This window comes from Flavisolibacter ginsenosidimutans, assembly GCF_007970805.1.
Classification (GTDB): Bacteria; Bacteroidota; Bacteroidia; order Chitinophagales; family Chitinophagaceae; genus Flavisolibacter; species Flavisolibacter ginsenosidimutans.
In genome coordinates this window covers 3,546,731-3,559,936 of sequence record NZ_CP042433.1, presented here as the reverse complement: position 1 = coordinate 3,559,936, position 13,206 = coordinate 3,546,731, and the positions used below count along the sequence as shown (strand labels likewise).

Annotated in this window: 8 protein-coding genes; 4 read left to right on the top strand and 4 right to left on the bottom strand. The window is 49.4% G+C overall.

Annotation, left to right across the window (positions count from 1 at the left end; genetic code table 11):
- Positions 1-127 precede the first annotated feature (127 nt).
- The 3 genes from nth (at position 128) to FSB75_RS15005 (ending at position 4,195) form a co-directional block, all read left to right on the top strand.
- Positions 128-778, top strand: coding sequence for an endonuclease III (gene nth, locus FSB75_RS15015; RefSeq protein WP_146789176.1), 651 nt, complete (start codon positions 128-130; stop codon positions 776-778).
- Positions 779-893: 115 nt separating this feature from the next.
- Positions 894-3,260: a hypothetical protein gene (locus FSB75_RS15010; protein ID WP_146789174.1), complete on the top strand. Its 2,367-nt coding sequence runs from the start codon at positions 894-896 to the stop codon at positions 3,258-3,260.
- A 143-nt stretch (positions 3,261-3,403) separates the two neighbouring features.
- Positions 3,404-4,195 carry a DUF4846 domain-containing protein gene (locus tag FSB75_RS15005; protein WP_172623163.1) on the top strand — a complete coding sequence of 264 codons (792 nt, stop codon included), beginning with the start codon at positions 3,404-3,406 and terminating at the stop codon, positions 4,193-4,195.
- Between the two features lie 128 nt (positions 4,196-4,323).
- On the opposite strand, the gene FSB75_RS15000 is transcribed toward FSB75_RS15005, so the two are convergent.
- A complete protein-coding gene (locus FSB75_RS15000; protein ID WP_146789170.1) occupies positions 4,324-4,767 on the bottom strand; it encodes a hypothetical protein in 444 nt (147 codons plus the stop codon).
- Positions 4,768-5,013: 246 nt separating this feature from the next.
- On the opposite strand from FSB75_RS15000, the gene FSB75_RS14995 reads away from it, so the two are divergent.
- Positions 5,014-7,062, top strand: coding sequence for a S9 family peptidase (locus FSB75_RS14995; protein ID WP_146789146.1), 2,049 nt, complete (start codon positions 5,014-5,016; stop codon positions 7,060-7,062).
- A 13-nt stretch (positions 7,063-7,075) separates the two neighbouring features.
- On the opposite strand, the gene FSB75_RS14990 is transcribed toward FSB75_RS14995, so the two are convergent.
- From FSB75_RS14990 to FSB75_RS14980, 3 genes are all read right to left on the bottom strand, one after another.
- Entirely contained in the window at positions 7,076-8,323 is a 1,248-nt protein-coding gene (locus FSB75_RS14990) for an MFS transporter (RefSeq protein ID WP_146789144.1), read from the bottom strand.
- 343 nt (positions 8,324-8,666) lie between these two features.
- Complete coding sequence (locus tag FSB75_RS14985) at positions 8,667-12,311, bottom strand: metallophosphoesterase (RefSeq protein WP_146789142.1); 3,645 nt, start codon at positions 12,309-12,311, stop codon at positions 8,667-8,669.
- On the bottom strand, positions 12,308-13,183 hold the full coding sequence (locus FSB75_RS14980) for an SdiA-regulated domain-containing protein (protein WP_172623162.1): 876 nt from the start codon (positions 13,181-13,183) through the stop codon (positions 12,308-12,310). The genes FSB75_RS14985 and FSB75_RS14980 overlap by 4 nt, the downstream gene beginning before the upstream one ends.
- Positions 13,184-13,206 lie beyond the last annotated feature (23 nt).

The following is a 13,206-nucleotide window of genomic DNA, read 5'->3' as shown; positions in this document are numbered from 1 at the left end:
AGGAAAGAAAAGAGTCGTTCAGCAACGAATGGCGCTTGCTTTATAAAGATGTTTCTATTTCGTGTCAATCCTCAAAATCTCCCCAAATCAAGGTTCAGACATTTGGTTCCGGCTTACATTCGCTTCGATGACCCGCAAAGAACGATTTGCCGCCTGCATTGACTACTTTCAAAAAGCAATGCCCGAAGCCGAAACGGAACTCACCTTCGGCAATACGTACGAACTTTTGGTGGCGGTTATTTTATCGGCGCAGTGCACCGATAAACGTGTGAACATGACCACGCCGGCGTTGTTCAAAAAATACCCTGACATTTCTTCGCTGGCTAAAGCACAATACGACGACCTGTTTGAATTAATCAAAAGCATTTCTTTTCCCGGCAACAAAACCCGTCACTTGCTGGGGATGGCGGCAATGGTGAAAGAGAAATTTGGCGGCGAAATTCCCATGACCGTAGAAGAACTGGTGCAGTTGCCCGGTGTGGGGCGCAAAACGGCCAACGTCATTACCTCAGTTGTTGATAAGCAGCCCAATATGGCCGTGGACACACACGTCTTTCGCGTCTCAGCCCGCATCGGCTTAACCGTGGGTGCGAAAAATCCTTTGCAAACCGAACTGCAACTGGTAAAATACATTCCCAAAGACCTTGTTTACATTTTTCATCACTGGCTCATTTTGCACGGCCGTTATGTGTGCGTTGCCCGCAATCCCAAGTGCAATGAGTGTGGTTTGCGTGCCGTGTGTAAATACTATCAAACCGTTGTGGCCAAAGAGAAGTGATATTGAATTTTGTTGCAAACCGTATAGAATATCTTAATATCTCAATATCCCGATATCTTCTTTTTAAATTTGGCGTAGGGCTTGCTCTTTAAAAGGGTCAAACGACTAAACATACATGACATCTGTTTTACCAACTTTTGCTGATTTAAACAGCGTTCTTTCGCTGCGGCCGCTGGTTAGTGTATTAAAACGAATGATTGACGAGGAGAAACCCGGCGCCCGAAAACTGTACGAAGGCATTTTGCAGGAAGTAGAAGCCGTGCCCGAATTGCTGCAACCCGTAAAAGGCGAAACCCTGTTGCAACATACCGCGTTGGTAGAAGCTTTGTTGGCTTCTATCTTTCCGCCCTCTACTTCGTCCAACCAGGGCCTTTACGCCATTACCTATCCTTTTAGTTCCGAAACGTTTTATGCATCGCCCGACTTCAAGAAAATATTTTTGAAAAAAGGAACGGCCATCAATGTACCTGACCGCAAAACAACCGTGGGCATCAGCCGCGCCAGCCTGGCGCTTGCTTACGATGTGATTCTGAAACGCATTTACGGCTTGCCTATTCCCATCACCACCACGTCAGTTCACCCGTTTACACAGGAAGACACCGAGCTGACAAAATATTACGAACTGAAATTGAACGCGGAGTTTGTGGACGTAAAATGCGTGGGCGAAAAACCGGAATTAGCGCCTACCGTCTCGGCCGGTCACGTACCCGATACGGACGAATTGCGCGAAGTTCTTCCGCTTGATAAATTTCGCTTCGAAGGGCTGATTGTTATTAACGTGGCCGACGTGACGGCCGAACAAACCGCGGTGGAAATTAAAACGGCCCTGCTCAACATCAACGCCTTTACCGAAGCCGAAGTCTTTGACGAACTGCAACAGCACATGCAAAGTCTCATTGGCTTGCGCAACGTAAAAATCGGCATCACGCCGTTTTTCAAAAAGAACGATTACTATCTCTACACCGAAACGCATTACCGCAACAGCCTGTTGTTTAAAAACAGGGATGTGATTGCGCACAAAGATGCCGTGAGCCGCTTGTGCCAGGACATTTTCCGGGATGTGAATGAACCGGTGCTTTATCAAAACCTCGAACGAAGCGGCGCTTACGGCGAACTGCTTGCCTATTACCGGCACACCGGCGCCAAAAGCCTTATTCTTTGTCCGCTTAAATACGACGACGGCGAATTGATTGGTCTTTTGGAGATCATGAGCGAAGAGGCCGGGCGGCTGCAACACGTGCACCTGGCGCAAATGGCGCCAGCCATTGATCTTTTTGAACTGGCGCTGAAGAAGACGGCTGAAAGTTTAGAAGCGCAGATAGACAAAACCATCAAAGACCATTTCACCGCTATTCAACCGGCCGTGGAGTGGAAGTTTACCGAAGCCGCCTTCCACTTTCTTCAGCAAAGCCAATCGGCCGGCGTTTCCAAAATGCCGCCCATTTCCTTTGACGACGTTTATCCATTGTACGGCGCCATTGATGTGCGCAACTCTTCGCTGGAGCGGACCAACGCCATTCAGCTTGATTTACTGGAGCAACTGAACATGGCCAGCAACGTGTTGGCAAAGGCCAGCAAGGTGATTGATTTTCCGCTGCTGAAAGAAACGCAATACCGCATTGAAAAATACATTGCCGCTGCATCGGATACCTTGCTTTCGGACGATGAAATGCAGATTTATGATTTTCTGCAAGAGCATCTCAATTCGGTTTTCAACAACCTCTTGCGCCTTCGGCCCGAAATGAAAAAGGTAATCGGCAGTTATTTTGCCGCGCTGGATTCGCAACGAAAGGTGATCTACCACCACCGCAAGGATTACGAGGACAGCATCACCCGCATCAACGACGTGCTGGACCGCTTTACCGATGTGGAGCAAAAGGCTGTGCAGGAAATTTATCCGCATTATTTTGAACGCTACATCACCGACGGTGTGGAGTTCAACATTTACATTGGTCAATCGCTTTCGCCGCACAAGTCGTTTAACGAAATGTACGTGCGCAACCTGAAGCTGTGGCAACTGAGCTTTTTAGCCAAGGCTGCAAGGCTCACGGCTTCGCTGGAAAAACGCTTGCCGCTTCCTTTGCAAACCACGCAATTGATTTTGGCGCACGCCATTCCGCTTTCCATTTCATTTCGAAGGAAAGAGCGCAAGTTTGACGTGGACGGCGCCTACAACATTCGCTACGAGATCATCAAAAAGCGCATTGACAAAGTGCACCTGCGCGACTCGGAAGAACGCCTCACGCAACCCGGCAAAATCGCCATCGTTTACTCGCAGCACAAAGAACTTTTGGAGTACACCGAGTACATTGAGTTTTTGCAGAACGAAGGCTTGTTGGGCGAGAACATCGAGCACCTTGATTTGGAAGACACGCAAGGCATCAGCGGACTGAAAGGCATTCGCGTAGACGTGAACCTCACAACCGAAACGGCCTCGCAACCGAAAGAACCCGTTATGCGGTTGAGCAACGTGCCTACTTGAGACGGCAACCGGCAACGGAAGAAACAAACACAGCCTATCAAACGATAGGCTGTGTTTGTTAAAGTGCTTTGTGGCTGATTCCCGTTTGCCGATTGCCGGTTATGGAAACATACGGCGTTTGCATCTTCTTACAAACCGCTGTAATGAAACGCACTGCCTTGCTTCTTCTTACACTGTCCTGTTTTTCGTGCACGGACAATGCTTCATTCGCCAGGAAAGAAAGTGCAAAAGATTCAATGCGTCTTTCTACAATCGTATCAAGAGAGATAAAAGACAGCAGCAGTTGGGAATATTTTCTTCAACACTTGCCGGAGAAAAATGCACCGGTACTTGATTTTAAAGGCAAGCCCGTTGCAAACCAGGAAAAACATTTTGCCGTGATCAATTACGACGTGGGCACGCAAGACCTGCAGCAATGCGCCGATGCCCTCATGCGGCTTCGCGCCGAGTATTTGTTTGTAAGAAAACGGCTTGATGAAATCTCTTTCCATTTTGTCAGCGGTGAAGCCTACAGTTTCAACGCTTATTGCAAAGGAAATATTCCAGTAGCAAGGGGCAATGGCGTTCGGTTTGTTTCTGTATCACCCAAAGCAAAAGATCACTCTTCGCTGCGCAAGTATCTCGACATTGTTTATACGTACGCCAGTACCATCTCGTTATCGAACGAATTAAAAGACGCAGATGATTTTGCCATCGGCACCGTTGTAATAAAAGCCGGCAGCCCCGGTCATTGCTTTATCATTACCGACGAAGCAACAACGGCATCAGGAGAAAAATTATACAAGCTGGTAGAAGGCTATACGCCGGCACAAAGCATTTACGTATTGCGCAACGTGGATGAACCATTGCTTGGTTGCTGGCATCGTTTGAAGAAAGGGCCCGTCACCACGGCGAGTTACGAGTTCACCAATTACAAATTGAAAAAGTTTGAATGAACGGAATCAAAGTTTGATGGTCGATGTTTTGTTTTATATAGCGTTTCTTTCGTCCTTTTTTCGAAAATAAATAATGACCTACACCGGCTCTTATTACGCTAACCTCAAACTTCAAACCCCGCAAGATTTTATTGCCGCTGAAGCGTGTACGTGATGTTGAAATAATTGCCGTTGATCTGCACTTGATCGACGCCGCGAATGGTGTAGTTATCCAATTGCTGAAGCGAAAGGTTCAAATCGTCGTTCGGCAAGGCAATGTCCAGGTTGCGGTTGCCGTTTGTTAGCTGCCAGCTTGTATTTTGCCAGCCTGCGTTACAACCTTGCCGCATTTGCCCGTAACCGTTCGGTTGAAAAACCACAACAATGTCTCGCTGACAAGAGTTGTACGAACCGTAGATGTCTGTTTCCGAATAACCGTCGCCGTTAAAATCATACGCTCTGTCCGACCGAATGCCGGTAACGGCCCACGTGCCTTCGATGTTTTGTTCATTAGCAATAACGTTTGTCTTTTGACAACTGGTAAAAGCAAAAGCAGAAGCAAGGAGAAGAAGTGCGTAAAAAGGGCGTTGCATAGTTTGCGTTTTAATGGGTAAGAAAATGTTTGCAACAAGTCGTTATCCGCAATTGTGCCACGAATGAAAAATGCAGCCGTTCAGCGGTTGTTTTATCGTTTGATTAAGCAAAAAACTTTAACGCAGCCTGTGTGGAGCGGTGCAAAAGCAGAAAGAAGGCGTCCAGAAAAGTTCACCTGTGTTATCCTGCGGGCATCGCTGGTTAAAGCAGAATTGGTTGTATATTTCTCTTACAAACTTTCTCTTATGCGAACCGTATTTTGTTTGGTCAACCTTCTTCTTTGCTTTTCCTCTTTCGGTCAAAACAGTTCTGTCTCTTTTGAAAAATGGCTAAGCCTTAAACAAGTGGCCAACCCTGTTGCATCGCGCGATGGGCATTACACCGCCTTTACGCAAACCACTACCGATTGGGCCAACAACAGCTACGACACGGAAATATGGTTGTCGCAAGACGGCAAGGAACCGTACCAACTCACCCGCACAACAAAAGGCTCCAGTACGCAACCGCGTTTTACACCCGATGGCCACTTTGTAAGCTTTTTAGCCGACCGCGGCGACAAGACGCAGATATACCTGATACCGGTTATTGGCGGCGAAGCCTTTGTAATTACAAAAGACGAAGACGGCGTTGGCACTTACGAATGGAGTCCAACCGGTAAGCAAATTGCTTACACCAAAGCGGAACCCGACAGTGCGCAGGATAAAACCATCAGGGAACGGTACGGCGCTTTTAGCGTGGAGAATGAAACGTTCCGGCAAAACCATTTGTGGCTCGTAAATTTTAATTACGATTCAATCCTGCTGGCAGGTCAACTGCCTTGCTATAAAAGCAAAAAAGATTCATCGGCGGGACTTTGCGTAGAGCTTCCGAAAGCAAAGCGGTTAACAAGCGGCAATTTTTCGGTCAATGGGTTTGCGTGGAGCCCTGATGGAAACACCCTTGCGTTTACAAAAGTGCCCAATCCGTTGTTGCCCTCGTCCGTTCACAGCGATGTTGCGCTTGTGAATGTGGCCTCGGGGCAACTTACCATCGCCGTGAACAATCCATCGTCCGATGAATTTGATGCCTGGAGCCCGGATGGAAAACAATTTGTTTACGAAAGCGCCTTGTCTGATTCGGTGTCGTACTACTACAAAAATCCGCGCTTGTTTGTGTATGATGTGGCAACAAAGCAGAGCAAAGAACTGGCCGGCGATTTTGATGAACAAAAATCCGTTGTGGACTGGCGGCCCGAAGGAATTTATTTCACCGCCCTGCAAAAAACCAAAAGCAATTTGTTTTTGCTGGATCCATCAACCGAACGTATAAAACCTATGGGAGAACCGGTTGACATTGTAGCAGGCGTATCGTTTAGCAAGAACGCAAACACGTTAGCTTTTTCGGGGCGCAGCTACGAGGGATTAACAGAAGTCTACACAAGCGCCGTTGGAGGAGCGCCCAAAAAAATTACGAACCTTTCAGCCCAAATTGCGGGGTGGAACACACCCGTCAACGAAATCATTCAATGGAAAAGCAAGGACGGTGCAACCATCGAAGGCATCTTGCTAAAGCCACGCAATTTCGATCCGTCAAAAAAGTATCCGTTGCTGGTGGTGATACACGGCGGGCCAACCGGCGTTGACCGTCCGGACCCAACGCCCACCTATGTTTATCCCATCATGCAATGGTGCGAGAAAGGCGCCGTAGTGTTGCGTGTCAATTACCGCGGCAGTGCGGGCTATGGTGAAAAGTTTCGGGCACTTAACGTAAAGAATCTTGGTGTTGGCGACACGTGGGATGTGTTAAGCGGCGTTGATTATTTAAACAAACGAGGGCTGATTGACACATCCAGAATGGGTTGCATGGGCTGGAGCCAGGGTGGTTACATTTCGGCGTTTCTGACAACGCATACGCACCTGTTCAAAGCCATTTCTGTCGGCGCCGGAATCTCCAATTGGGTTACGTATTACGTGTCAACCGACATTACGCCGTTTACACGCCAATACCTGCAAGCAACGCCTTGGGCAAACGCGGCCATTTATCAAAAAACATCGCCCATGACCACAATTAACCAGGCCACCACACCAACACTTATTCAACACGGAGAGCTGGACAGGCGTGTGCCCATCTCCAATGCTTACGAATTGTACCGCGGCTTGCAAGACCGTGGCGTGCCCTCGAAATTAATTGTGTACAAAGGCTTCGGTCACGGCATTACAAAACCCAAAGAGCGTTTGGCCGCCATTTGGCACAACTGGCTTTGGTTTAATGATTATGTGTTTGGCGAAAAGACGGCGGCCATTCCAACGGAATAAATTATTGCGCAGCCTAACCCCGGCTTTTTTCCAAGCGTTCCCTGTCTTCTTTTTTGCGAACGCTTCGGAGCGACGGAATAAAAGCAAGGGCGGCTGCAATGCCAAGCAGTCCTTCCCAAAAAACAGTTAGTGGCGCGGAACTTTGGTGTGCGGCCCAGCCCACCAGCAAACTGCCAAGCGGCTGCATTCCCTGGAAAGCCATCACGTAATAACTAAGTACCCGTCCACGCATTCGTTCGTCCACGCGGGTTTGCACGTAGGTGTTGGTGGCGGCAATCTGCGCCAGCATACCGCTTTCGCCTAAAAAGATAAAGAACAAGGCAAGCACAAGATTTTGGGTGTACGCAAAAAGCATCATGGATAGGCAAAACAGGCTGCTTGAAAGAACAATGAGCCGCAAAAAATTGGCGTTCTCTTTTTGCCGCGTCATGTACACGGCGCCGAGCAACGCACCGAGGCCGCCGATGCTGTTCATCCAGCTAAACGTAGTGACGTTGCCTTTGTAAACCGTTTGCGCAAACACCGGGTAAAGATTGCTGTACGGCATGGCGATAAATGAGGTAAATGCCATGAGCGCAATAGCGGTTCGCAAGCCGCGATGACCTTTCAAATAAGCAAAGCCTTCCTGCAAGTTTTTCCAAATGGGCTCCGTATGTTTCTTGCGTTCGGGTATGTTTAATTTCATCAGGAGCAGCGAGGCAATAACGGCGATGAAGCTGACGAAGTTGAGTCCAAAGCAAACGTCTTCGCCAAAGGTGCTCAACAAAATGCCCGCGGCTGCAGGCCCGGCCAGGCGTGCCATTGTTACCATCGAGGAGTTGAGTGCAATAGCGTTGGGTAAATCTTTTTTGTTTTGCACCAACACAATCATCAGCGATTGCCGCGCCGGTGTATCAAAAGCGTTGATGACGCCAAGCATTAGGCTGAGCAGAAGAATGGTGAGTACGTGGTAGAAGCCGAAGAACACCAGTGCGGCCAGTGCGCCGGCCTGAATCATGGACGCAATTTGTGTAGCCAGCAAAGTGCGGTAGCGGCTGTGCCGGTCCACGTAAGCACCGGCATAAGGCGAAAGAAGCAGCATGGGAATTTGTCCGGCAAAGCTGATGAGGCCCAGGTAAAAAGCCGAATGCGTAACGTCGTACACAAGCCAGCTTATGGCGATGCGTTGCATCCACGTACCGATGAGCGAAACGGCTTGTCCAAAAAAGTAAAGCCGGAAATTGTAATAACGCAAGGCCCGAAGCGAAGAAGGAAGTGTCATGCCGCCGTTTAAATCGTCAATGCAACAGTGCCGGTAGTGTGATGCAAAGAATGTGCAAACGAAGTAAAGCAAGGATTGGTTCCGGTCGTCGCCGCTGTTGGTGTGAGGCGCAGACTTCGCGTTCAGCCCGCCAACAACACGCGACTAGGGATTGATCTTTGTCTTGGTTCGCTGCGTGAACGTTCACATGAGGATAGGTATTCGTGCTTCGGGTTGTTGGTGAACCGGCTACTTAAGCCATCGCCTCACGCCAACAACGGCATCAAAAAGCACAAGATTGTTATCTCGACGAAACAGCAAAGCCGCTTCATTGAAGCGGCTTTGCTCGTATAAAATAATTTCTTTAAAACCGAAATCCCAAACTAAAATACGGCAACACATTTTCCTCTTGTGAATGGGCCAGCGAAACCGCCGCTACCCAGCGCTTGATTGGCGCTATCCAAATGCCGCCGCCATAACCATCGTGCCAACGCCCCGAGACTTCATTATCTGCCCACACGCGGCCAACGTCGTTAAACAGTAAAATACCCAGCGAACCCGGAAACAAAAACGTGTTGAACTCCGCTACCCGTATTCTTACCTCCGCGTTGTTAAACAGCATCGTTCGCCCGGCAAAACGGTCGCGCCGGAAGCCGCGTAAATTATCAGGCCCACTCAGGTATTGCGCTTGCGGAATTTCGTAAGCGCCGATGTTGTGTGCCACGCCCAGCCGAATGGCTCCAACCAATACGGGGTTAGGATTTTTGGAGATGAATACGCTCATGTCCCAGTGCATTTGCGTAAGTCTTTTGCTTTGGCTGTTCAGGCCAATCAGACTGCGAACGCCGGCATCCAGCACAAAGCCACGCGAGGGAAGGTTGACGTTGTCCTTCGAGCTGATGTCAACCAAAAGCTCGGGACCTGCATAGTATTTTGCGCGGTAAAGATTGCCGTTGTCAACGCCTGCAAGCGGCCCGTGACCAATAAATTTATCCGTGTTCTGATTCTCGTGAATGTGAAAATGCTGAAAGGCCAAACCGTAATTAATACGCATCCACGATTGCAATTGCTGCCGCACCAACACCGATACGTTGGCCGTGTTGTAACGTGCCCGGTAAAACGATTCGTTCACGTGTTCTCTGTCGTTTGCCGTGTTGTTGCCGATGCCGTAAAAATTGGTGACGTTGATGGGCGCCCGCAGATCGGCGTTCACCAGCAAGTCTTTTGTGCCAAAGACTTTTGTGTATTCGCCGTTGTAAGCAAAAAAATAAGACGAGGTGCGCAGCGCATGAGCCGCCCGAAACACATGCCTTGTGCTGTACGGTTCTTTTCGAAAGCCTTGCGTGCGGTACTCGCCGCGCAGGCCCAGGAACAAGCCGTCGTCAACGTTGTACGAAGCCAGCAGGCCGGGGTCGAAAAAATTGTATTTGTACGAAAGCCGGTTGTATTCGTTCAGCCGCGGGTCGGGGCCAATGTGCTTGATAAAGCCCGATACGTTGCCGCTGAAATTGTTCTCTTCAAAGTTTACGTCGTACACACGAACGGGGCGGCCGTCGTTGCTTTCGTTTGCAAAAGCGTCATCGCCCGGGCCGCCGATAATGCGAATTTTTATGTGCGTGTTTACGCCTTTTACCACAAAGCTGTCGCTGTTTTCAAGGCCGTAAAGGTTGAGGGTTTTTGTTTCGCTTTCGTCGAAGGTGCGGTCGTAAATTTTTGTGCTTACCGCACCGTCCTTATCCATTTTGTTGATGGTAAGATGAAGTTTCCCGTCGGGCAATTTATCAATCGTAAAAAGTTCGTGTTTGTTGGTGCCCACCACGCTTACTTCCTTTGCCAGGAAATCGTAATACTTCATCATCTCGGCCTTGTAATACTTCCGTCTTTCTTTCAGTGTGTTCACAATTTCATTGTAATGAAAGCCGCGTATTTCCCTTGGTTGTTGCCGCAAGGCTTTTTCAATTACATCATCCGTCATTTCTGAAAGAAGCGTATCGGCGTAGCGGTTCCAGGTTTCTTTCGACAATTCGTTCAGGAAAAAGCGGTCGAAATTACGGGCCGGCTTGTTAAAGAACTTGATGTTCCGGGCCTTTGCCTTGAAGCCCTGGAGTTCCGGCGCGATGGATGGCGTTCGTATCAGGAAAGGAAGGATGCCTTGGTTTACAAAAAAAGTCTGGTCCTGGTCTTTGGGAATGGGGTAATAAATTTTGCCCTTGCCCGTGTCGCGGGTGGCCCATTCCCATTGGCCTTCGTGGCGGTCAAGGTCCATGTAAAAATTGTCCAGCAGGCGGGCTTTTAACACCGCGATTTGGTCTACGTGATCGTCGTTGTCCTTGGCCAGGTCCAGCACCGCTTCGTCGGTGTTTTTGGTTTTTTTCAGCGTGTCGGGCTGGCGTTCTTCCATAATCACCAGCGTATTTTTAAAGGCCCCGCGAAAGCGGTCCAGCCGCGGGTCGTCGGGAATGTAAACCAGCCGCCTTTTTAAAAAAGGAACGCCGGCGGCTTTGGCAAAAGTTTCCGTGGAAAGGCTGGCATAGGGATACGATGCCGAGATGCCGTCGGCTAAAATGTCTTTTACCGCTGTTTGCCGCAGATCGGGCGGGATGGCGCCTTCGGGGTATTTTTCTACCGAACGCAAGGCCCATTCTTTGCCGTTCTTGTCCTCTATGCGCAGCGAACGGGTTTGCTTGCCGCCGCCCTGTTTCTTTGGCTTGTAGCCATCCATATTCAGCACAGGCACCATCACCGGCGTTGTCCATTCCTGCCGGTAATTTTTGCCGATGAACAAATTGCGCCAGAAGGTTGGCTTCAGCCTGGGATTGGCCGCCACCAGTACCGAGTCGGGAAATTTAGGAATGGTGTCTTTTGAAACCACGTCGGGTACTGCGTAAACAGGCTTCAGGGCTTTGGTGAAAGTAGGTGCGTTTAAGTCTGCGCTTCCCACATTGTAGTATTTTGTGGTAACGCTTCCGTTCTTCGACACTTCAAGCACAACAAAGCCGGGACTTACATCATGAAACAACAAGTCGCCTTCGCGGTGGTTTTCCTTCACACGGCTTAAGTTGCTACCCGATCCGCTAACAATCTGAAACATGCTGTCGTGCCGGATTAGCTGCAGGCTGTGATCGTGGCCCGAGGCCATGATGAAATTGGGATGGGTCTTAGTTGCATTCTTCACAGCCTTTACCATTGTTTGATATAGCGGATGCTTTACGTCCTGCAGGTTGCCGAATACGCCGCGTTCAACAACGTAAACCAAACCCAGGGGGAAGGCTGGTATCCAGAGGTTTTTGTTTAACGCGGTAAAGGGAAAGAGGATTTCTTTCCAGGTATAATCGCCGCCGTGCACGCCAAAGGAATACAGAGGGTGATGCGTAACAACGAGAAGCAGTTGGCTGCGATGGCTGTCGGCAATGTCTTTGAGCAGGGTTTGAAATTCGTCCACCGTGCGGGCCTCGCAGCTTGAGCCGGGGCCGGGTTTATCGTGAACGTACATAAACCACTGGCTGTCCACAAAAACCACCGCCACCTGGTTGTTCAACTCTACAAGCTCGGGCCCGGGACAACCCGGTGTTCCGGGCAGGGCCTCTATGTTGGTCTTGCCCAGGCTGTTGATGTAATTTACCTGGTTTCTTACCCGTTGCCAACCGCCCAACTTCCCGTTCTCCCAATCGTGGTTGCCCATAACAAAGTAGGCCTTGGATTTGGCGTTCAAAAAAGGCGAGAGTTCGTAGTCGAGTATGCGTTTGGAGGAGTCGTAACTGGGTTCGCCTTTCATGGGCAGGCCAAGCGGGTAAATGTTGTCGCCCAAATAAATGGCCGTGTTGCGTTCGTCGTTCCAGTTCACGTTTCTTTTTAACCAGTCAACCACCGGGTGCGAGTTTGGGGTTGCCAGCTCGCCGGCGTCGCCAATCAAATAAATGCGTTGCGCGATGCTGTCGGGCTGCGCGTGTGCCAACAGGTGCAAGGTGGAAGCGAAGACGAAGGCAATAGCCGATAAAGCTCTTCTCATGGGTTGTCTTTTTTCTTTCCGCTTTGATTGTAAGGAAAAAACAAGAGCGTAGGCGCACCGTTCTTTTTTTCGTTGCTGATGTACATGTCGCCATTAGGTGCAAAAGCAATGCCTTCGGCCTGCGGAAAAACATCGGGATTCAAATCGTAAGCATCAATCACCTTGCCGCGGGTGTCGGCTACCACCAGCAAATTGCCCGCCGACGACAGAATGTACAGACGCTTGTTTAGCGGATGAACGGCCGCGGCCGAAGGGTCGAACTTTGCGTCCGCATTTTTTAGCAGACGGCGTACTTCGCTTTTGTCAATGGTAAAAAAAGCCGTGCTGTCAAAAGTTTTGGTGGTAAGATCAAAACGATAGGCCGTGCGAACGCCGGTGCCTTTTTCGTGAGCGCAGGTTTTACAAAGCATAATTAAACCACCGGCGGTAGAATCGTAATAAAGCGTTTCAAAATCATTTTTGCCCGGCAGCGGAAGCACGTAGGTTTTCATGCCGGCACTGTCTTTCGCACCGTCTTTTATTTCTTTTATCACACCTTTGCTTTCGAGCAGATAAATGGAAGAATCCACCTGCACCACATCTTCCAGATCGGCGTTGGATTCTACAATGGGGTTGGTGTGGTCTTTCAACTTGCGGCTGGCCAAATGAATTTCAAAGATTTTTTCCTTACTGTCCGACACGGCCAGCAGCGTATTTTTTTGGGCGAAGCAAATGCCGGAGATTTCGTCCAGGGCCTTTCCGAGCAAGTTTTTTTGTGGATGATCGAGCCGGTAATTGTCGGGCGACAAATTCTCGCGACGTTTGCAGCCCGTTGTCATCAAAAGCAGTACGAAAGCGGCCCAAATAGGCAGGCATTTGTTTTGAAAGGACATTTTCCGCATTTGTACATTTACTT

Bases quoted from the DNA above. Each gene is read 5' to 3' on its own strand.
- nth (WP_146789176.1), top strand. From the start codon at position 128: ATGACCCGCAAAGAACGATTTGCCGCCTGCATTGACTACTTTCAAAAA.
- FSB75_RS15010 (WP_146789174.1), top strand. From the start codon at position 894: ATGACATCTGTTTTACCAACTTTTGCTGATTTAAACAGCGTTCTTTCG.
- FSB75_RS15005 (WP_172623163.1), top strand. From the start codon at position 3,404: ATGAAACGCACTGCCTTGCTTCTTCTTACACTGTCCTGTTTTTCGTGC.
- FSB75_RS15000 (WP_146789170.1), bottom strand. From the start codon at position 4,767: ATGCAACGCCCTTTTTACGCACTTCTTCTCCTTGCTTCTGCTTTTGCT.
- FSB75_RS14995 (WP_146789146.1), top strand. From the start codon at position 5,014: ATGCGAACCGTATTTTGTTTGGTCAACCTTCTTCTTTGCTTTTCCTCT.
- FSB75_RS14990 (WP_146789144.1), bottom strand. From the start codon at position 8,323: ATGACACTTCCTTCTTCGCTTCGGGCCTTGCGTTATTACAATTTCCGG.
- FSB75_RS14985 (WP_146789142.1), bottom strand. From the start codon at position 12,311: ATGAGAAGAGCTTTATCGGCTATTGCCTTCGTCTTCGCTTCCACCTTG.
- FSB75_RS14980 (WP_172623162.1), bottom strand. From the start codon at position 13,183: ATGTCCTTTCAAAACAAATGCCTGCCTATTTGGGCCGCTTTCGTACTG.